The sequence below is a fragment of the Chryseomicrobium aureum genome (assembly GCF_016909155.1).
GTDB lineage: Bacteria > Bacillota > Bacilli > Bacillales_A > Planococcaceae > Chryseomicrobium > Chryseomicrobium aureum.
The window spans coordinates 161,484-182,356 of record NZ_JAFBFG010000001.1; the positions used below are offsets into that span (position 1 = coordinate 161,484).

Annotated in this window: 20 protein-coding genes; 14 read left to right on the forward strand and 6 right to left on the reverse strand. The window is 42.3% G+C overall.

Annotated elements, in window-relative coordinates:
* The first annotated feature begins 34 nt into the window (after nucleotides 1-34).
* Complete coding sequence (locus tag JOD03_RS00870) at nucleotides 35-853, forward strand: polysaccharide deacetylase family protein (RefSeq protein ID WP_204588931.1); 819 nt, start codon at nucleotides 35-37, stop codon at nucleotides 851-853.
* Nucleotides 854-1,795: 942 nt separating this feature from the next.
* Here the strand turns inward: JOD03_RS00870 and JOD03_RS00875 are convergent.
* On the reverse strand, nucleotides 1,796-3,265 hold the full coding sequence (locus JOD03_RS00875) for an aminotransferase class I/II-fold pyridoxal phosphate-dependent enzyme (protein ID WP_204588932.1): 1,470 nt from the start codon (nucleotides 3,263-3,265) through the stop codon (nucleotides 1,796-1,798).
* A 100-nt stretch (nucleotides 3,266-3,365) separates the two neighbouring features.
* Between JOD03_RS00875 and JOD03_RS00880 the strand changes: the two genes are divergently transcribed.
* Both JOD03_RS00880 and JOD03_RS00885 read left to right on the forward strand, forming a co-directional pair.
* On the forward strand, nucleotides 3,366-4,325 hold the full coding sequence (locus tag JOD03_RS00880; protein ID WP_204589363.1) for a nitronate monooxygenase: 960 nt from the start codon (nucleotides 3,366-3,368) through the stop codon (nucleotides 4,323-4,325).
* Nucleotides 4,325-4,606 carry a UPF0223 family protein gene (locus JOD03_RS00885; RefSeq protein ID WP_204588933.1) on the forward strand — a complete coding sequence of 94 codons (282 nt, stop codon included), beginning with the start codon at nucleotides 4,325-4,327 and terminating at the stop codon, nucleotides 4,604-4,606. Before JOD03_RS00880 ends, JOD03_RS00885 begins: the two co-directional genes overlap by 1 nt.
* Nucleotides 4,607-4,620: 14 nt before the next feature.
* Here the strand turns inward: JOD03_RS00885 and JOD03_RS00890 are convergent, their stop codons facing one another.
* Complete coding sequence (locus JOD03_RS00890; RefSeq protein WP_204588934.1) at nucleotides 4,621-5,235, reverse strand: YktB family protein; 615 nt, start codon at nucleotides 5,233-5,235, stop codon at nucleotides 4,621-4,623.
* Between the two features lie 87 nt (nucleotides 5,236-5,322).
* Here JOD03_RS00890 and JOD03_RS00895 point away from each other — a divergent pair, with 87 nt between their 5' ends.
* A complete protein-coding gene (locus JOD03_RS00895; protein ID WP_204588935.1) occupies nucleotides 5,323-5,514 on the forward strand; it encodes a hypothetical protein in 192 nt (63 codons plus the stop codon).
* 96 nt (nucleotides 5,515-5,610) lie between these two features.
* A complete protein-coding gene (locus tag JOD03_RS00900; protein WP_204588936.1) occupies nucleotides 5,611-6,399 on the forward strand; it encodes an inositol monophosphatase family protein in 789 nt (262 codons plus the stop codon).
* Between the two features lie 28 nt (nucleotides 6,400-6,427).
* On the opposite strand, the gene JOD03_RS00905 is transcribed toward JOD03_RS00900, so the two are convergent.
* On the reverse strand, nucleotides 6,428-6,616 hold the full coding sequence (locus tag JOD03_RS00905) for a YlaF family protein (protein WP_204588937.1): 189 nt from the start codon (nucleotides 6,614-6,616) through the stop codon (nucleotides 6,428-6,430).
* A gap of 104 nt (nucleotides 6,617-6,720) precedes the next feature.
* Between JOD03_RS00905 and typA the strand changes: the two genes are divergently transcribed.
* Nucleotides 6,721-8,568: a translational GTPase TypA gene (gene typA / locus JOD03_RS00910; protein WP_204588938.1), complete on the forward strand. Its 1,848-nt coding sequence runs from the start codon at nucleotides 6,721-6,723 to the stop codon at nucleotides 8,566-8,568.
* A 16-nt stretch (nucleotides 8,569-8,584) separates the two neighbouring features.
* Nucleotides 8,585-8,908, forward strand: coding sequence for a YlaH-like family protein (locus tag JOD03_RS00915; RefSeq protein WP_338032415.1), 324 nt, complete (start codon nucleotides 8,585-8,587; stop codon nucleotides 8,906-8,908).
* A gap of 35 nt (nucleotides 8,909-8,943) precedes the next feature.
* On the opposite strand, the gene JOD03_RS00920 is transcribed toward JOD03_RS00915, so the two are convergent.
* Both JOD03_RS00920 and JOD03_RS00925 read right to left on the reverse strand, forming a co-directional pair.
* Nucleotides 8,944-9,147, reverse strand: a complete 204-nt coding sequence (locus JOD03_RS00920) for a YlaI family protein (RefSeq protein ID WP_204588939.1) — start codon at nucleotides 9,145-9,147, stop codon at nucleotides 8,944-8,946.
* A 1-nt stretch (nucleotide 9,148) separates the two neighbouring features.
* On the reverse strand, nucleotides 9,149-9,646 hold the full coding sequence (locus JOD03_RS00925) for a peptidyl-prolyl cis-trans isomerase (protein ID WP_204588940.1): 498 nt from the start codon (nucleotides 9,644-9,646) through the stop codon (nucleotides 9,149-9,151).
* A 161-nt stretch (nucleotides 9,647-9,807) separates the two neighbouring features.
* On the opposite strand from JOD03_RS00925, the gene JOD03_RS00930 reads away from it, so the two are divergent.
* The 3 genes from JOD03_RS00930 (at nucleotide 9,808) to pyc (ending at nucleotide 14,806) form a co-directional block, all read left to right on the forward strand.
* Complete coding sequence (locus JOD03_RS00930; protein WP_204588941.1) at nucleotides 9,808-10,092, forward strand: Fpa/YlaN family protein; 285 nt, start codon at nucleotides 9,808-9,810, stop codon at nucleotides 10,090-10,092.
* An 85-nt stretch (nucleotides 10,093-10,177) separates the two neighbouring features.
* The gene (locus tag JOD03_RS00935) at nucleotides 10,178-11,344 is read left to right on the forward strand and encodes an FtsW/RodA/SpoVE family cell cycle protein (protein ID WP_204588942.1); all 1,167 of its coding nucleotides are present in this window, start codon (nucleotides 10,178-10,180) and stop codon (nucleotides 11,342-11,344) included.
* A gap of 21 nt (nucleotides 11,345-11,365) precedes the next feature.
* A complete protein-coding gene (pyc, locus tag JOD03_RS00940; protein WP_204588943.1) occupies nucleotides 11,366-14,806 on the forward strand; it encodes a pyruvate carboxylase in 3,441 nt (1,146 codons plus the stop codon).
* A 261-nt stretch (nucleotides 14,807-15,067) separates the two neighbouring features.
* Here the strand turns inward: pyc and JOD03_RS00945 are convergent, their stop codons facing one another.
* Entirely contained in the window at nucleotides 15,068-15,988 is a 921-nt protein-coding gene (locus JOD03_RS00945) for a COX15/CtaA family protein (protein ID WP_338032416.1), read from the reverse strand.
* Nucleotides 15,989-16,290: 302 nt separating this feature from the next.
* Between JOD03_RS00945 and cyoE the strand changes: the two genes are divergently transcribed.
* The 4 genes from cyoE (at nucleotide 16,291) to JOD03_RS00965 (ending at nucleotide 20,873) form a co-directional block, all read left to right on the forward strand.
* Entirely contained in the window at nucleotides 16,291-17,208 is a 918-nt protein-coding gene (gene cyoE / locus JOD03_RS00950; RefSeq protein ID WP_204588944.1) for a heme o synthase, read from the forward strand.
* Between the two features lie 69 nt (nucleotides 17,209-17,277).
* Nucleotides 17,278-18,357, forward strand: a complete 1,080-nt coding sequence (gene coxB, locus JOD03_RS00955; protein ID WP_204589366.1) for a cytochrome c oxidase subunit II — start codon at nucleotides 17,278-17,280, stop codon at nucleotides 18,355-18,357.
* 18 nt (nucleotides 18,358-18,375) lie between these two features.
* Nucleotides 18,376-20,241, forward strand: coding sequence for a cbb3-type cytochrome c oxidase subunit I (locus JOD03_RS00960; RefSeq protein ID WP_204588945.1), 1,866 nt, complete (start codon nucleotides 18,376-18,378; stop codon nucleotides 20,239-20,241).
* Nucleotides 20,241-20,873 (forward strand): cytochrome (ubi)quinol oxidase subunit III, encoded by a 633-nt coding sequence (locus tag JOD03_RS00965; RefSeq protein WP_204588946.1) that lies wholly within the window; start codon nucleotides 20,241-20,243, stop codon nucleotides 20,871-20,873. Before JOD03_RS00960 ends, JOD03_RS00965 begins: the two co-directional genes overlap by 1 nt.

Genomic DNA, 20,873 nt, shown 5'->3' on the forward strand with positions numbered 1-20,873 from the left:
TTGGTATACTGGCTACAGAAAGGGTGTGTCATCTATGAAAAAACAGCTGATCGGCGTTGCTGCACTTGGATTATTACTTGCAGCTTGTAGTGATGAACAGACGGCAGAACCTGAATTTCAAGAGCCCGCTCAGGAAGTCAAGCCAGAGGAACCTGAAGAGGTGGAGGAAGTTGAAGAAGTAGGGGGCGAAGAAGACGTGGTCGAGCCCGTTGCTGCTGAACCGTTGTACAAATTGAATGAAGCAAACTGGACGTTGGTACCTATTGAGCAAGCGGAAGAAAAAGTAGTACTTCTTACAATTGATGACGCACCGGATACATATAGTCTTGAAATGGCAGAAACCCTTGCCCAACTTGAAGTACCTGCCATCTTTTTTGTAAATGGCCACTTTTTAGATACGGATGAAGAAAAAGAAAAGTTAAAGAAAATTCATGAACTTGGATTTGCTATCGGCAACCATACACAAACTCATCCAAATTTGAAAAACAGCTCGGAAGAACAGCAACAACAAGAAATTCTTGCATTAAATGACACCATCGAAGACGTGTTGGGAGAGAAACCACAATTCTTCCGAGCACCTTTTGGGGTCAATACAGACTTTAGCCGTGAGCTAGTGAAGCAAGAAGGCATGTTATTGATGAATTGGACGTACGGATATGATTGGGAGAAAGACTACATGGAAGCTTCCGCACTTGCAGATATTATGGTCAATACACCGTACTTAACGAACGGTGCAAACTTATTGATGCATGATCGGGAATGGACGGCAGGGGCGCTAGAGCAGATTGTAACGGGCCTTCAGGAGAAGGGTTACGGGTTTGTAGACCCGGATGAAATTCAAGGTGTGGAATAAAATTAAAACCAGCATTTCTCAAATTGAGTGAGGAATGCTGGTTTTTTTTCGTGGCGGCGTTCTCCACGTCTAAATCTAAAGTTGAGTGGAATGGAGGGGCTGACTCCAGTGGGATTACAGTCTGCCGTGAGATCCCGCAGGAGCCTGCGACGAGGAAGCTCACGCAGCGCCCACGGAAAGCAGCCCCGCAGTGGAACTCAACGTTTTAAAGGAGTTTCGACTCTGAATGAAATCGAGTTGCGCCTCCTAGAAATCCCGCAAGAAGCCATCGCGGCCCATGAAGCAAAGAGCGCTTCACAGTCCACGCTGTCATCTCGCACAATTTCTAAACAGTCGGCTCCACATCTAACAATTAGTTTCCATAATATGACTTCGGTAGAAGAAATGTGGATTTGGGTATAATAAATCTCAGTTTCGGTAGAAGAAAGTATGGTTTCGGTAGAAGAACGACCGCTCAGTCCACCAACAAAAAACGAGCATACACCAAAATCTGTGTATGCCGGCGTTCTTCGCTTCTAAATCTAAAGTTGACTGGAATGGAGGGGCTGACTCCAGTGGGATTATAGTCTGCCGTGAGATCCCTCAGGAGCTTGCGACGAGGAAGCTCACGCAGCGCCCACGGAAAGCAGCCCCGCAGTGGAACTCAACGTTTTACTTTGTACAATTTCTGAACAGTCGGCTCCACATCTAACTGGAATCGAGTTACGCCTCCTAGAAATCCCGCAAGAAGCCATCGCGGCCCATGAAGCAAAGAGCGCTTCACGGTCCACACTGTCATCTCGCACAATTTCTGAACAGTCGGCTCCACATCTAACTGGAATCGAGTTCCGAACGCCAGAAACACGCTCCGGAATCCGCCTCACCCGCAAAGGCCGGAGAGCGCCTTCACGGGCAAGCCGGATTTCCTCGGAGTTTCTAAAGCGGCGTTCTCCACATCTAAATCTAAAAAATCGCTTTCGTCTCTTTAATCACATGAATCATCTCAAGCGTATCGTCTTCCGGCCCTTGAACCGGTAAACCTGCTTCAATATTCATTGCGATATAGTCGATATTATCTTGCGTAATGATTTCCCCTGGAATGAATATTGGAATACCTGGTGGGTACACCATTACAAACTCTGCAGAAATGCGTCCTGCCGCTTCTGATAACTTCATTGTTTCTGTTTTTGCATAAAATGCATCACGCGGAGACATCGCAAGAGCCGGAATTTCTGGCAAAGTTACTTCTGTTTCTTTAATTTCAGCGTCTGACTCAAATGCAGCAGACATACGTATCAAAGCATTGATCAACAAATTGACCTCTTTGCGTGAGTCACCAAGTGTGATCAAACACAAAATGTTATACAAGTCGGAAAGCTCAACTTCGATGTTCGCTTTTTCACGCAGCCATTTTTCTGCATCGTAGCCCGTGATACCCAAATCTTTTACACTGATCAAGATTTTAGTAGGGTCCATATCATAAGTTGCTGATGTGCGTAACTTCTCGACTCCTGCACAGTACAAGTGAGGGATAGAATTAATACGTTTTCGTGCATCTTTAGAAATCTTAATCGCTTGATCAATCAAATCATATCCATGAATCGCAAGTTGACGTCTTGCCGTATCTAAAGACGCCAGCAGTGGATAGGAAGTAGATGTTGTTGTTAACATCGATAATATCGATTGAACACGTTTTGATGACACAAGTCCTTCACGAACGTTCAACACAGATGTTTGGGTCATCGAACCACCTAATTTATGAACAGATGTCGCAGCCATGTCGGCTCCAGCTTCCATTGCAGAAATCGGGAGTTTATTGTGGAAGTGAATGTGAACGCCGTGTGCTTCATCAACAACGACCGGAATATCACGAGAATGAGCCAGATCGACAATGCGCTTTAAATCCGCTGCAAATCCAAAATATGTCGGGTTAATGACGAGTAAGCCACTAGCATCAGGGTGTGCATCTAGAGCGCGTTCTACAGATTCTGCAGAAATCCCGTGAGAGATTCCCAGTTCCGTATCGACTTCTGGATGAATAAAGACTGGAATTGCGCCTGCAAATACAATTGCAGACATAATGGATTTGTGAACATTACGAGGAACTAATAACTTATCTCCCGGTCCACAAATTGTTAATATCATTGTCATGATGGCACCACTTGTCCCTTGAACAGAGAAAAATGTGGCGTCAGCACCAAACGCTTCTGCGGCTAAATGTTGGGCATCTTTAATGGCACCTTTAGGAGAATGAAGATCATCCAGAGGGGCAATATTAATCAAATCGATCGACAATACATTATCGCCAACGAACTCTCGAAATGCCGGGTCAATTCCTTGTCCTTTTTTATGACCAGGAATGTGGAACTGAATCGGATGCCTGTTACGGTGCTTGAGAAGAGCATCGAACAGGGGAGTTTCTAATTGTGACAACGTGCTAACCACCTTTATTGTTGAAATAGAAAACAAGTGAAGTATAGCATTTCCATGCTACTAAAGAAAGTAAAAAATTGATAGACTGAAAGAGGGAGGGATAGAGATGAAAACACGTGTTACAGAATTGCTAGGGATTGAATTTCCAATCATTCAAGGGGGGCTTGCCTACCTTGCCTATTCCGATTTATGTGCTGCCGTTTCAAATGCTGGTGGACTCGGACAAATCACGGCCATGAGCTTGCCGGGGCCGGAAGAGTTACGAGCAGAGATTAAGCGCGTTCGTGAGTTGACGGACAAACCATTTGGCGTAAACTACGCAATCGGGCAGCACGGACGTCCGTTTGAGCATATGCTACAAGTAGCAATTGATGAAGAGGTTCCTGTAGTGACCATGACAGGAGGAAATCCTGCGCCACTATTTGACATGTTACGAGATGTCCCTGTTAAGAAGCTCGTTCTAGTAGCGGCTGTTCGGCAAGCAGTGAAAGCGCAAGAATTAGGTGCAGATGCCGTAATGGTCGTTGGGCAAGAAGGGGGAGGGCATCTTGGACGCGATGACGTTTCTACTCAAATACTAATTCGTAAAGTGACAGATTCGGTTCATATACCTGTAATCGCTTCAGGCGGAATCGCGGATGGATATGGAATTATGTCAGCCTTGGCACTTGGTGCAGAAGGTGTGGAGATGGGAACACGCTTTATTGCAACAAAAGAATGTGTGCATGCATCAGAAACTTATAAACAAGCGATTCTCACAGCGGGTGAGCAAGACACGGTCGTTATAAAGCGTAGTATCGGTGCGCCGGCACGTGCCTTGAAATCTGAATGGACAGAGCGCATCCTTGCTATTGAGAGTGAGACGCCAGAATATGAAGCTCTTAAAAACTATATTAGTGGGGAAGCAAATAAAAAGTTTATATACGAAGGACATGCGCATGAAGGCTTTGGCTGGGCGGGACAAGCGGTTGGCTTAATTGATGATGTGCCATCCGTCGAAGAACTTTTTGAGCGTATTTCGAAACAAATCAATGATGTAAAAGAAAGATGGTGTAACTGATGGCAAATGAGTATAGCTATCCGCTGGAATTCGACTGGACGACAGAAGAAATCGTTGCTGTGATCGAGTTTTATCAAGTCGTCGAGGCAGCTTACGAAAAAGGGACAACGCGTGATACTGTGATGACACACTATAAACGCTTCAAAGAAGTGGTGCGTTCAATCGCTGAAGAAAAAACTTCATTCCGAGAGTTTGAGGGAGTGAGTGGGTATGCTGCATACCCAGTGGTGAAAGCTGCAAAAGAAGGGCAAGAAAAAATTAAAATCATGAAAAAGAACTAAACGGCACAAGCCGTTTAGTTCAGTGAAGTCATTTCACGATAGAGTGGAAGTAACTCCTCAAATGTTTCATCGACAAACTGATAAAACTCTTTTTTCGACAGGGCAGCTGCTTCATCGACGTTTAGGTGACGTCCGATGACGAGCTCGCCTTTTTTTATTGTGCGAAGACGTGTCAAATAGTGACTCGTCGTGGGTTTTGTAATCGGTTCAGCATCTGGTTTCATGTGGTCACCTGCAATCAAGAAATCGCTCGGCAAGGATGTAATCAAAGACGTTTTTTTACCGAGACGATCCGCAATTGCCGATTTAGTCGGCGCTTCATAAATCACAGCGAGAATGACAAAGAGGTGACTTTCCCATAATCCGATTTGAAAGTGTGGCAATGCTTTGTAGCCGCGCTTATAAGGTGCAAAGGCTACCCAACTATCTTTAGGTGGATTGACCGTTCTGCGTGCATGCTTGGCGACATGTGGAAACATTTCGTGACCAAGCTTTGCAGCAAGTTCATCCGAAAAATGAGCCCCTAGCTCATGAAATTTCGGTCGAATATGTGTCTCAAGTCCCTCCATTCTAGCCTCGAGTCCTTCTTTTTTAAATACGTTGAAATCTTTTTTTGTCCAATAACTCATGAAAAAACTCCTTTCCTCTAGGTTTAGTTTATATGACATCCGGGTAAAAATCTTGTAACAAGTATTCGACAGAAAGGGGGACTTACAATGCGCCAAGTCATTCACATTGTTCGAAAAGATGAGATAGACAAACAGAGAAAGCAAATGCTAGAGCTAGATCTTGATTATTTCTTAGCTTCCTTGCATGATGCTATCGAGAGACAAGACAAAAAAGAGATAGAAGGCGTAAAACACCGACTTTTCGAAATCACAAATGAACTGAAGGAGTTATCGACCTAATGAAGAGCTTAATAACGTAAAGCACCCACTGCAACTTTAATGCCAGAGGGTGCTTTTTTTGTTACACTAAAACCACGTACAGGAGGTGGAGAACAAATGAATTTATCCCAGCTAGATGCACTTGCTCAAGACATCATCATTCGAGCAGGAGAACGCATCAAGCAATCACTACATAAAGAAATGACAATCACTGAAAAAAGTTCTCCTTCAGATCTTGTCACCAATATTGACATGGAGACAGAACAATTTTTTGTGAAAGAAGTGAGTGAAGCTTTACCTGAACACCGTTTACTTGGTGAAGAAGGATTTGGTGATACCATTACAGATTGGGACGGCTACGTTTGGATTGTAGATCCTATCGATGGAACAACAAATTTTATTAATCAACAGCGCAATTTTTGTATAACGGTTGGTATCTATAAAGACGGAGTAGGCGAACTCGGCTATATCTATCAGGTGATGACAGGTGAACTGATTTCAGCCATTCGTGGCCAAGGTGCTTATCAAAATGGAGTTCTCTTGCCTCAGTTAAAAAATGTAGAATTTGAAGATAGTTTACTAGGCGTCAATGCTTCTTGGGTAGCACCAAACCGTCACATTGACCATCACCAAGTCGCGAAGCTTATCAAACGTGTTCGTGGTACAAGATCTTATGGGTCAGCTGCACTTGAGATTAGCTATGTCGTCACAGGAAGGTTGGATGCGTACTTCTCGATGCGTCTTTCAGCATGGGACGTAGCAGGTGGAATGGTCATTGCAAACGAAGTGGGAGCACTTTGTGGAACGCTTGGTGGCGGGGAATTTGATCTGTTGAAAAAACAGCCGTTCATTATTGCTAATCCTGCTTTATTCGAGGAACTCGTTAAAGATTATTTAATTTCATAGAAAAAGCTGCCAAAGTCGGCAGCTTTTTTTAATCGAGTAATCCTTTTTCTCGGTACTCTTTTTTAGTTTTAAAACCAAGGCCCATTACTACAGCAAGTGCTAAAATTGCAAGAATGACAAAAGGAACACTGCGGAATGAAACAGCTATACCAATAGAAGCCATCGCTAAAATAGCAAGGATTGAATATAGGACGAATACCCATTTAATCGATTTCATCGGACTTTTCCTCCTTAAGGGAAAAACTCAAAGGTGTTTTTTATATGCTTTCTGTGCTATAATATCACAGTTATGGACTCGAAAAAAGAATATGGAGTGGAAAAATGACTAATACTCGTCAAGATTTACGTAATATCGCTATTATTGCTCACGTTGACCATGGAAAAACAACGTTAGTAGACCAATTGTTGAAACAATCAGGTACGTTCCGTTCAAATGAACATGTAGAAGAACGTGCAATGGACTCGAATGACATTGAAAGAGAGCGCGGAATCACGATTCTTGCTAAGAATACCGCGATTCAGTATAAAGATACAAAAATCAATATTCTAGATACACCTGGACACGCCGATTTCGGTGGAGAAGTAGAACGTATCATGAAAATGGTAGATGGTGTTCTTCTTATTGTAGATGCATACGAAGGCTGTATGCCACAAACTCGTTTCGTATTGAAGAAAGCTCTAGAACAAAACCTGCAACCAATCGTTGTAGTAAACAAAATTGACCGTGACTTTGCTCGTCCGGAAGAAGTGGTTGATGAAGTTTTAGAACTATTCATCGAACTAGATGCAAATGATGACCAATTAGAATTCCCTGTAATTTTTGCTTCAGGCATGAACGGTACTGCGAGTCTTTCATCAGACCCTGCAGATCAAGAAGAGAACATGCAGGTGATTTATGATGCAATCATTGAAAAAATCCCAGCACCAGTAGACAACAGTGACGAAGGACTTCAATTCCAAGTAGCACTACTTGACTACAACGACTATGTTGGACGTATTGGAATTGGTCGCGTATTCCGCGGAACAATGACAGTAGGTCAACAAGTTTCACTAATGAAACTTGATGGAACTGTGAAAAACTTCCGTGTGACGAAAATGTTTGGTTTCATGGGCTTAAAGCGTATTGAAATTCAAGAAGCAAAAGCTGGAGATCTAATTGCGGTTTCTGGAATGGAAGACATCAACGTTGGGGAGACGGTTTGTCCGATTGAACAACCAGAAGCACTACCAATTCTGCGTATTGATGAGCCAACTCTTCAAATGACGTTCCTAGTAAACAACAGTCCTTTTGCAGGTCGTGAAGGGAAATGGGTTACAGCTCGTAAGATTGAAGAACGCTTGCTTGCACAACTTGAGACAGATGTTTCTCTACGTGTAGAAGAAACTGATTCTCCAGATGCTTGGGTCGTTTCAGGTCGTGGTGAGCTTCACTTATCGATTTTAATCGAAAACATGCGTCGTGAAGGATTCGAGATTCAAGTTTCGAAACCAGAAGTTATTGTACGTGTAATTGACGGCGTCCGTATGGAACCTGTTGAGCGCGTTCAAATTGATATTCCGGAAGAGCACGTTGGTTCTATCATTGAATCAATGGGTGAACGTAAAGGTGAAATGCTTGATATGATCAACAACGGATCAGGTCAAGTTCGTTTGATCTTCATGGTTCCTGCTCGTGGATTAATTGGATACACAACTGATTTCTTAACACTTACACGTGGATACGGAATCATCAACCATACATTTGATAGCTACCAACCAATGGCGCAAGGCCGTGTTGGTGGACGCTCTAAAGGTGTTCTTGTTTCTATGGAAACTGGAAAAGCATCGGAGTATGGGATTCTTGGAGTAGAAGACCGTGGTACGATCTTCGTAGAGCCAGGTACAGATATTTACGAGGGTATGATTGTTGGAGAGCATACGCGTGATAATGACTTAACTGTCAACATTACAAAAGTAAAAGCTGCAAACAACATCCGTTCTGCAAACAAAGAAGCAACAACTACGCGTAAAAAGCCACGTATTATGACACTTGAAGAAGCGTTAGAATACTTGAATGACGATGAGTACTGTGAGATCACACCTCAATCGATTCGTTTACGTAAAAAAGTGCTGGATAAGAACGAACGTGAGCGTATTGCTAAGAAATTGAAGTACGCGGAGCAATCCTAGGAAGGAGAGACTCTAAGTGGAAGAACAAGAATTTGTCTTTGGTCGGATGTCAGCACTATCCCGGTTCATATACGAGCAGATGCCTAACTTTGATGTGGCAGGGTATGTCTTGTTTTTTATCATTTTCGCCTTGTCTGTTCTCGTTTATAAACTTGGATTCGCCAAAAGATTACGCTTAGGACAAAACATTGTGATCTATCTATTTTTGTTCATTGGCTGTCTAGTACTGACGTTTTTGGCATTTTTCCTGCCAATCGTCGAGGGCTTGATTGTCGCTGCGATGATCTTAATCATCTATAAAATCCGTATGCGTCTTGAAAAGCGAGGCACGACGGCATAACAAAAAACCTCGGAGAAATTTTTCTCCGAGGTTTTTTAAAATTCATTTTCAGCAGGGTGAGAACTTCTAAAGAATCGAAAGTTTCCAGTTGCTACTCGTGCTTCTGTCTTCACACGAATACGTTCGTCACATTCCGGACACATATAGGTCGTGATTGAACGATTTCGCAATTTCTTTGCTAGTGGCAGATCATCTTCTAAGCGGTCAATACGGTCACAAATCACACATTTCACACGCATCCTATTCCACCCGGAAAGCACTAACATACTTGAGAGGGGCGTTCAGATTGCTTCCATCTTTATGAAGCAGATAAACAGGACCATCTTCTTTTAATGGCTTTCCTTCCTTGGAAAATTGGACAAGCAATGTCGGTAGGTCTGCCAGTGAATAACGAACTTCTGAGCCCTCTGTTTCAATGACCAAGTTTGAAGCGTCTGGAGCTGGTTCGGCATTTTTGATAAATGACTCTAGCGGCATAGCGTATGAATTCGTGAGTAATTTTGTACGCTCGTATTTCTTCTCGGACTTTAAAGTAGGTGGAAATACGGCACCTTCTGTAATCTCACGAGACCACTGCTTTGATGTTACATCTGTGTACTCATCTTCTTGATTCACTTCTTGATACTGCTCACTAAAAAACTCATCTAGATCGACTTTACGATCATCAAAAATCCATACTGTAGGATCAATTGTGATTGGAAATTTCACAGCACCTTTTACTGGAATAATCATATCCATAGTTTTTCCCTCCAAGTTCTATCTGTAGTTAGTATACCGTGAAAGGAAAGAGGAACAAAGTATTTTTCCTTAACTGCACCTCGTCTCTGCTTGCAATTTTAGTGGTAGAAAGATACACTTTAAGAAGGCAAACTAGAATTTTTAGATGGGGGCGTCCTCATATGGATATACAAATCGAGCAGTCGTATCGTGACAAGGCCCTATCGCTTTTGAAAAACGATGCTGATAAAATTGCTCAGTTGATTAAAGTGCAACTGGACAACCTAACAATGCCGCAATGTCCTCTTTATGAAGAGGTATTAGATACGCAAATGTTTGGTCTCTCTAGAGAGATTGACTTTGCTGTGAAGCTTGGCCTGATTCAACGAGAAGAAGGCAAAGAAATTCTCGCGTCACTTGAAAAGGAAATGTCACTTTTACACGAAACATATACTGATCGTAAATGAACTCAAACAGTCCGTGTTTGAGTTTTTTTACTACATAAATTCTGCACACAAAATCTATTACGAACAAGAGCAAGGTGACTTCTAAATGAAAACTTATTTGAAACGTTATTTTAGTTATACAGATTTTTCAATTGTCTTTGTCTATTTGGTGTTGTGTATTTTCGGACTCGTCATGATTTACAGTTCTTCATTTTATTGGGCAGTAGAAAAATATGACTGGGCCCCCGACCACTTTTTCCAACAACAAAAAACCAATCTGCTACTTGCAGTGCCCGTCTTCTTCTTCATGTCCTTATTTCCTTACAAACACTTTAAAAATAAATATATGATGATGTTGATGGTCAGTGTGATGTTCCTATTGCTCATACTCGTGCACTTTATCGGAAGTGGAGGAGCAGCTGGTTCGCAGAGCTGGTTATATATAGGACCGATCAACCTTCAACCTTCTGAAGTAGCAAAGATTGTGCTCGTATTGTATTTCTCAGGTTTGTTTGCTAAGAAGATTCAAAAAGGGACTTTAAATGATTTAACGAATTCAATCTATCCGCCAATTATCATCATGGCAGCAGCGGTCGCATCCATCATGTTAGAGACAGATGTAGGGAACTCTATGATCATTACATTTGTATGTATTACAGTGATTGTTGCAAGCGGCGTAAAATTTAAAGTGTTCTCAAAATTACTCGGCTTAATTTTTGGCGCTTTTCTGATAATTGGTATTTTGCTATACTTTTTTAGAGAGTCAATAATTACACCAAAACGTCTTGGTCGACTCGAAGCATTTTTTAATCCATTTGCCTATGAGGATTCCTTCGGCTACCAGATTGTAAACGGCTACTTAGCGATTGGTTCTGGTGGGCTTACAGGCCTTGGTCTTGGAAACTCCAATCAAAAATATGGCTACTTACCTGAGCCTCATACGGATTTCATTATGGCAGTGATTGCAGAAGAACTTGGGATTATAGGTGTAGGGATTATTTTACTCGGCATTTTCTTCCTAGTATTTAAGGGCCTCTCGATTGCACTTACGGGTCGTGATCCACATGGACGAATGATAGCAGCTGGAATCGCATCCATTTTTGGCTTCCAGACATTTGTGAATTTAGGCGGAATGCTAGGAGTTATTCCACTTACAGGTGTGCCATTACCTTTCATCTCGTATGGAGGGACCGCACTGATCTTATTTTCAGCAGCACTTGGAATTTTAGTAAATGTATCGATGTTTGCACGGTATGAAAAATCTAAAAATTGATGCAAAGGGTGGCGATGAAACATGGGTAAAATTAATAAGATTTTAGTAGCAAACCGCGGAGAGATTGCAATTCGAGTATTTCGAGCTTGTACCGAACTAGGTATTCGTACAGTTGCCATATATTCTCGCGAAGACAGCGGCTCATTTCATCGCTTCAAATCAGATGAATCGTATCTGGTGGGAGATGGGAAAAAACCAATTGATGCGTACTTAGACATCGAAAACATTATTGAAATCGCGAAAGAAGCTGGCGTGGATGCTATCCATCCAGGGTACGGTTTCTTGTCTGAAAATCTAGAGTTCGCGAAACGTTGTGAAGAAGAGGGAATCATCTTTATTGGCCCGACTTCAAAACACCTCGATATGTTCGGGGACAAAGTGAAGGCACGTGATCAAGCGATTCAAGCAGGTATCCCTGTCATTCCAGGCAGTGATGGTCCAGTCAGCTCTCTAGAAGAACTAGAAGCGTTCGGTGATACATACGGCTATCCACTTATGATTAAAGCAGCACTCGGCGGGGGTGGTCGAGGCATGCGTGTGGTACCTACAAAAGAAGATTTACAGGAAGCATATGATCGTGCGAAATCGGAAGCAAAAGCAGCTTTTGGTTCAGATGAAGTGTACGTTGAAAAATTTGTCGACAAACCAAAACATATTGAAGTACAAATACTAGGGGATCGCCATGGCAACTTGATTCACTTGTATGAGCGCGACTGTTCTATTCAACGTCGCCATCAAAAAGTTGTTGAGATTGCGCCATCTAACGCACTTAGCAATGAGTTGCGTATGGAGATTTGTGATGCGGCTGTCAAACTGATGAAAAACGTTGATTACGTCAATGCAGGTACGGTTGAATTTTTAGTGACAGATGATGAGTTTTATTTCATTGAAGTAAATCCTCGTATTCAAGTAGAGCATACAATCACTGAAATGATTACGGGAATTGATATCGTGCATGCACAAATAAAAATTGCCTGCGATCTAAGCTTAGACAGTGAAGAGATGGGTATACCAGCACAAGACAAAATTCCATTGTTTGGGTACGCTATTCAGTCGCGAGTAACGACAGAGGATCCATTAAACCAATTCATGCCAGATACAGGAAAGTTAATGGTGTATCGTTCTGGTGGTGGTTTTGGAGTGCGTCTTGATGCCGGAAATGGCTTCCAAGGTGCTGTTATTACGCCTTACTATGATTCATTATTAGTAAAAGTCTCCACTTGGGGGATGACATTTAAAGAAGCGGCTGCGAAGATGGACCGAAACTTGCAAGAGTTCCGAATCCGAGGAATCAAAACCAATATTCCGTTTTTAGAAAACGTGGTCAAGCACCCGAATTTCATCGAAGGAAAGTTCAATACAAGTTTTATCGATACGACGCCTGAATTATTTTTGTTCCCATCTCGTCAAGACCGCGGGACAAAATTATTATCTTATATCGGGAATATATCAGTGAATGGATTCCCAGGAATCGAGCGCAAACCGAAGCCTGTGTTCCATATTCCGCCACAAGCGAGCCAAAAATTCGATGTATCCTCTCTTTCTGGTACGAAGCAGCTCCTTGATCAACATGGACCAGAGGCGGTCGTGAAGTGGATCAAAGAGCAAAACGATGTGTTGATTACAGATACTACTTTCCGTGATGCGCACCAATCATTACTAGCGACACGTGTGCGCTCATACGATATGTATCAAATCGCCAATCAAACAGCTCATGGCATGAAAGACGCCTTCTCGTTAGAGATGTGGGGCGGAGCAACATTTGACGTTGCGTATCGTTTCTTGAAAGAAGACCCATGGGAGCGCCTTTTAGTTCTTCGTGAACGCATTCCAAATGTATTGTTCCAAATGTTACTTCGTGGTGCGAATGCTGTCGGGTATAAAAACTATCCAGACAATGTCATCCGTGAATTTGTTCAAAAATCTGCAGATGCAGGAATTGATGTTTTCCGAATCTTTGATAGCTTGAACTGGATCAAAGGAATGGAAGTAGCGATTGATGCGACTCGTCAAGCGGGCAAGATTGCAGAAGCAGCCATTTGTTATACAGGCGACATATTAGACGACAGCCGTCAAAAATACACGGTTCAGTATTACAAAGATATGGCGAAAGAACTTGAGGCTGCAGGAGCTCATATTTTAGCGATCAAGGATATGGCGGGGCTTTTAAAACCAGAAGCTGCGTATCGATTGATCAGCGAATTGAAAGAAACAACGGATTTACCGATTCACTTGCACACACACGATACAAGTGGAAACGGAGTCTTCCAATACGCACGTGCTATCGAGGCTGGTGTAGATATCGTGGATACAGCATTAGGGTCGATGAGCGGACTCACGTCTCAACCTTCAGCTAGCTCACTTTCTTATGCATTAAAAGGCATGGATCGCACAGTACGCACAGATGTTGGGGAACTTGAGCAATTGTCTCAGTACTGGGAAGAAGTACGAAAATACTACAGCGACTTCGAAAGTGGCATGAAGAGCCCGCACTCTGAAATCTATGTGCATGAGATGCCAGGTGGTCAGTACAGTAACTTGCAACAGCAAGCGAAAGCTGTTGGACTGGGCAAGCGCTGGGAAGAAGTAAAAGACATGTATTCTCGCGTCAACTTGTTATTTGGAGATGTCGTCAAAGTTACCCCGTCCTCTAAAGTAGTGGGAGACATGGCACTCTTTATGGTACAAAACGATTTAGATGAATATACAGTGTTAACAAAAGGGCAGTCACTCGACTTCCCAGACTCGGTCATCGAGTTCTTCGAAGGATACATTGGACAGCCATATGGCGGTTTCCCGGAAGAGTTGCAGCTTGTCATCTTAAAAGATCGTAAACCAATCACAGTTCGTCCAGGTGAGCTTTTAGAGCCTGCGAATTTCGAGGCCGTTCGCGATGAATTGTTCAACAAGTTAAACCGACCAGTAAGCAGCCATGAAGTGCTTGCACACATTCTTTATCCAAAAGTTTTTGAAGAGTATCGTGCGACAGTGGATCAATTTGGGAACGTTTCAGTTCTCGATACGCCAACATTCTTGTACGGAATGAAACTTGGAGAAGAGATTGAAGTGGAAATCGAAAAAGGGAAGACGCTGATGGTCAAACTAGTTTCAATCAGTGATGCGAACCTTGAAGGGCAGCGAACAATCTACTTTGAGCTAAATGGGCAACCACGTGAAATTTATATTCAAGATGTCAATGTGGAAGTCAGCCATGTAGCGAAGCGTAAAATTGAGCCGGGCAACGAGCAGCATATCGGTGCAACGATGCCAGGAACTGTTTTAAAAGTCGCTGTGGCAAAAGGAAGTAAAGTGAAACGTGGGGAGCACCTGTTGATCACAGAAGCCATGAAGATGGAAACGACGGTTCAAGCACCGTTTAATGGAGTGATCCAAGAAATCCATGTAGTAGCAGGCGAAGCCATCTCACCAGGTGACTTACTAATCGAAATTGAAAAAGCTTAATAGAACTATAAAAAGCACCGCTTCTTGTGAACTGTACAAGGAGCGGTGCTTTTTTTGGAAGTAGCCTATCTAGATAGTGTTTAAAAAATTTAGAAGTGTCATTCTTGAAAAGAGTGCAGGGGTGACTCCAGCGGGATTAAAAGCGGAAGCTGAGACCGAGGCTCAGCCCGCGCCCGCGGAATGCTTCCCCTGCACGCCCTAAACAATTAAAAAAGAGAGATTCTCAATTGCGAGAACTCTCTTTCGATTTTTTACTATTTATTAATCGCGCGTATAATACGCTCGGCTTCGTGAAACAAGAAGTATCATGTAACAAAGGAGTCCGAACAATAACGTAATAAACAATGAGTGGAACAGAGCCACATATAAGTTTAAGCGAGTCAAAACAGATAACATGCCCGTCGTTGCTTGAAGAGCAACCAATGTAAAAGCAATAATCCATCCGTAGTAAATCACTTTCTGAGACTTATAATTCTTAATGGCATAAATCATAATGTACAGTAACCAAATGAAAATCAACGCTGCTGCAGCTCGGTGGCCCATTTGTACCCATTCGTACATATTGCTAGGGAGTGCAAATTCATCATTTCGACAAAGCGGCCAATCGCGGCAGATCAAACTCGATTCTGTATGGCGAACTAAAGCGCCTGTATAAATGACGACATAGGAATAAAGCGTAACACCGATTGTATGCCATCTTAACTTTTTATCGATCACTATTTTGCTAGAAGCAAACTTCTTATCTACTTCAAATACCAATAATGTTAATAAGAAAACTGCTGCAAATGAAATTAATGAAATTCCAAAGTGAAGAGCAAGGATGAAATCACCTTGTCCCCATAATACTTGAGCCGCACCGATAAGTGCTTGTAACACTAGGAAAAAAACAGAAGTGATTGCTAAAAATTTTGTCTCACGCACATGTCCGATTCGTCGCCAAGACCAAATCGCAAGAGCGAGAATAAGAACGCTGACAGCTAATGTGACCGCGCGGTGTGAAAACTCGATTAATACTTCGGCTGTAATTTCTTTTGGAATCAAATTTCCGTTACAGTCTGGCCAGTTCCGACCACAACCAAGACCACTTTCAGTCTTTGTAACGAGAGCCCCTCCAAGCAAAATCATCAACATACCAAGTGTCGAGAGTACCGAGAGGACTTTTAATAATGGATGTATTTTCACTGCTTCACCTTCATTTCTATACCTTGTCTGCTCTTTAGATGATAGCGAAAAAAGCACTAAAAAACAACGAACAAACAGGTACCATCCTGTGACGGCTATATGATTTCACACTTTGTTCATAAATTCGTACCTTCCTTTTCACAACTCGACAACAGAAATCCATTACTATTAAGATGTTATGACAAAATGACGATGTAGGCCATAGATTTGTGAAATTCTCGGAACACGCTAGAAATTCATACGGTTTTTAGTTATAGTTAAGAGTAGCAGATTATGCTTACATGAATGAAAGGAGGCGCAACATGTCGAACAGTACGACATTAGCTACAACGTCTGAGCCGACTGTCGAATCGACAACGTGGATGCAAGATTTTTTAGCACTTATTAAAATTGGCATTGTGAATTCCAATTTGATTACTGCATTTACAGGTATGTGGTTGGCTTTTCAATTGACGGGACGTAGCTTTATACAGGAATTTGATCTAGTACTGCTGACAATTGGAGGATCTGCACTCATAATTGCTGGTTCGGCAGCGATGAATAACTGGATTGACCAAGACATTGATCCAATTATGAAGAGAACACGCAAGCGTCCAACAGTAACAGGTCGTTTTTCAAGTTCGTTGGTTCTGACGATTGCTCTGACTTTGCTCGTTGTAGGCGAAATATTGTTATTTATGGCATCTACATCTGCTGGTGTTTGGGGACTTGCCGGCATCATTAGTTATGTCGTGCTCTACTCTATGTGGTCAAAACGGAAACATGTCAGCAATACAGTTGTAGGAAGTATTTCAGGAGCTATTCCACCATTAATCGGGTGGGCGGCAATTGAACCTGTGATTGGCTGGGAAGCTTGGGCATTATTCTTAATTATGTTCATCTGGCAACCACCGCACTTCTATGCACTTGCTATGAAGCGAACAGAAGAATACCGAGCAGCTGACATTCCAATGTTACCAGTAGTAAAAGGCTTTAAACGCACAAAGCGCTCCATTTTAATTTGGGTACTTGCATTGTTACCAGTTCCTTTCTTACTAAGTTCATTAGGAACAGGGTTTTTAATCCTTGCAACAGCTCTCAATCTTGGATGGCTATGGCTTGCTCTAAAAGGCTATCGTACGCAAGATGATTTAAAGTGGGCAACAAAAATGTTTGTTTATTCCCTAAACTACATGACGATCTTATTCGTATCGATTGTGATCTTTGCAATCTTTATCTAATAAGAACCATGTAGAGCACATCCGTAAGCGAAGAACATTACAACTATGAAAGTGGGGTTTGATTTAGCGATGATGAAAGGGCTAAAAAAATGGCGACTCTTTTCAATGCTAGCGGCGCTTATGTTTTTCCTAGCTGCCTGTGGCCAAGAGCAAATTTCAACTTTGACTCCACGAGGTCCAGTAGCTTCTGAACAATTTAACTTATTGATTCTTTCTACTGCAATTATGACCTTCGTAATTATTGTCGTTGTTGTTGTCTATGTAATGGCACTCATGAAATTCAGACGCTCAAAAGTTGGGGAAGATACAATTCCTGAACAAGTAGAAGGAAACACTAAACTTGAGATTCTTTGGACAGTTATTCCAATCATCTTACTCGTTATTTTGGCAGTTCCGACTGTGTATTATACATATACACAAGCTGAAGTAGCTGGAATGGAAGAAGTAGACGAAGAAGGTAACAAAACAGCATTAACTGTAAACGTAAACGCACACCTTTACTGGTGGGAGTTTGAATATCCAGACTTAGGCATCGTAACTTCACAAGAGTTAGTCGTTCCTACTGGAGAACGCGTTTACTTCAATTTGATGGCAGCAGATGTGAAGCACTCCTTCTGGATTCCATCAATCGGTGGTAAGTTAGATACAAACGTTGAAAACATGAACAAATTCTACTTAGAATTTGATATTGAATCTGAAGGCTTAAAAGATGGCGTTTTCTACGGAAAATGTGCTGAGCTATGTGGTCCGTCTCACGCACTAATGGACTTTAAAGTAAAATCTGTTAGCCGCGAAGATTTCGACGCGTGGGTAGCAGCTGCGAATGAAGAACCATCTGCACCTGAATCTGATCTAGCAGTTCAAGGTGAAGAGTTATTCGTTCAAAACGGTTGTATCGGATGTCACGCAGTATCTGCAGTTGGCGGAGCTGTTGCACAGGGACAAGGTCCAAACGTGGCGACATTTGGCGATCGTAACCGAGTAGCTGGTTACTTAGATTACACGGAAGAAAACTTAAAAGACTGGATCAAGAATCCACAAGAATACAAGCCAGGAAACAATATGCCTGAGTACCCTAACTTATCAGATGAAGAGTTAGATGCTTTAGCTGCGTATTTAATGGGCTTATCAGTAGAAAATAAGCAATAGTCGAAGGAGGTAGGAACTGTGAGCGCAATCGCACAGAAAAAAGGCTTTGGCTCCGTATTATGGGACTGGCTTACAACAGTTGACCATAAGAAAATTGCCATCCTTTATTTAGCATCAGGTGGATTCTTCTTCATTGTCGGTGGTATCGAGGCAATGCTGATTCGTATCCAGTTAGCTGTACCGGGTAACGACTTCTTAAGTGCCGGTCTATACAATGAAATCCTTACTATGCATGGTACGACAATGATTTTCCTTGCTGCCATGCCGATATTATTTGGATATATGAATGCCGTAGTTCCACTTCAAATTGGAGCACGTGACGTTGCATTCCCATTCTTAAACTCACTTGGTTTCTGGTTGTTCTTCTTCGGAGGAATTTTCCTTAACCTATCTTGGTTCATGGGAGGAGCGCCAGATGCTGGATGGACATCGTATGCATCGCTCTCGCTTTACTCACCTGGAAATGGTATTGACTTCTACGCACTTGGACTTCAGGTCTCTGGGGCCGGTACGTATATTGCCGGGATTAACTTCCTAGTAACAATCATTAACATGCGTGCACCTGGTATGACATATATGCGTATGCCACTATTCACGTGGACAACGTTTGTCGCATCTGCACTTATTTTATTCGCATTCCCACCACTTACAATCGGTCTTTTCTTCTTGATCTTTGACCGTATGTTCGGTGCGAACTTCTTTGATCATACAATGGGTGGAAACACAATTATCTGGGAGCACTTATTCTGGATCTTCGGTCACCCTGAGGTATACATCCTGATTTTACCGGCATTCGGTATTTTCTCTGAAATCTTTGCCATCTTCTCACGTAAACGTTTATTCGGTTACTCAGCGATGGTATTTGCAACAGTTCTTATCGGTTTCTTAGGATTCATGGTATGGGCTCACCACATGTTCACAGTAGGTCTTGGGCCAACAGCAAACGCAATCTTCGCTGTAGCGACCATGGCAATTGCGGTACCAACTGGTGTGAAAATCTTTAACTGGCTCCTCACAATTTGGGGCGGTAGCATCAAAGTCACAACACCAATGCTTTACGCTTTAGGATTTATTCCTTCATTCGTAGCAGGTGGTGTAACAGGGGTCATGCAGGCAGCTGCACCACTTGATTACCAATTACACGATTCATACTTCATCGTAGCTCACTTCCACTACGTAATCGTAGGTGGGGTAGTACTAGCAATCTTAGCGGGTCTGCACTTGTACTGGCCGTTAATGTTCAACCAAATGTTAGATGAGAAACTTGGAAAAATCACATTCTGGTTATTCTTCTTCGGTTTCCATGCAACATTCTTTATCCAACACTTCTTAGGATTAATGGGTATGCCACGTCGTGTATTCACATTCGTAGGAGATCAAGGTTGGGACGCATTCAACGCAATCAGTTCTGGTGGTGCCGTATTCATGGCACTTGGAGTTATCGTGTTAGTGGTGAACATCGTGAAAACTGTTGTTCAAAACAAACCGGCTGGAACGGATCCTTGGGAAGATGGACGCACACTTGAGTGGGCGATTCCACAACCAGTTCCATTCTACAACTTCAAACGTACACCACTTGTTCGTGGTCTAGATACATTCTGGATCGAGAAACAAGAAGGAAATAAAGAAGGTATGACATACGCTGAACCACTTAGCGATATTCACATGCCAAACAACTCATTCATTCCATTTGTAATGTCACTTGGTCTGTTCATCGCATCATTTGGTGCACTTTACAACGGTGAAAAAACGTGGGCTGTTCCGGTACTAGTAATCGGTCTAGCAATCACAGTTATCTCTATGGGTGTCCGTTCATGGAAAGATGACCACGGATATCATATCCATAAAGAAGATTTAATGGATGACAAAGGGGGTAAATACTAATGGCTGAAGAAATTAAATATACCCCACAAACGTGGCCGGAACATCCGGAAACGGCTAATCTTGAAGGTAAAAATAAGTTCTTAGGTTTCTGGTTATTCCTTGGTGGAGAGACTGTTCTCTTCGCATCTTTATTCGCAACATACTTAGCGTTGAAGGATAAAGGTCCAGAAGGTATGACATTCACAACACAGTCTTTGTTTAGTGAAGGATTACCTCTTGTATTCCTTATGACGATGTTACTTTTAACATCTTCTTTAACATCTGTTTACGCAATGTACCACATGAAGAACTTTAATTTCCGTGGTATGCAAACATGGATGGCAATCACTGTATTACTAGGTCTAGGATTCTTGGCTCTTGAGATCTACGAGTTCTATCACTATGTACACATTGGTTTCTACTTCTCACAGAGTGCTTTCTCTTCTGCATTCTTTACATTAGTTGGAACACACGGTCTTCACGTAGTGATTGGTTTAGGATGGATCATCCTTCTTATGCTACGTAATGCAAAACGCGGATTGTCTGTATACAATGCGCAGAAGTATTACACAGCTTCACTATACTGGCACTTCATTGATGTTGTGTGGGTATTCATCTTCACAGTAGTTTACTTGATGGGAGTGATGGGTTAA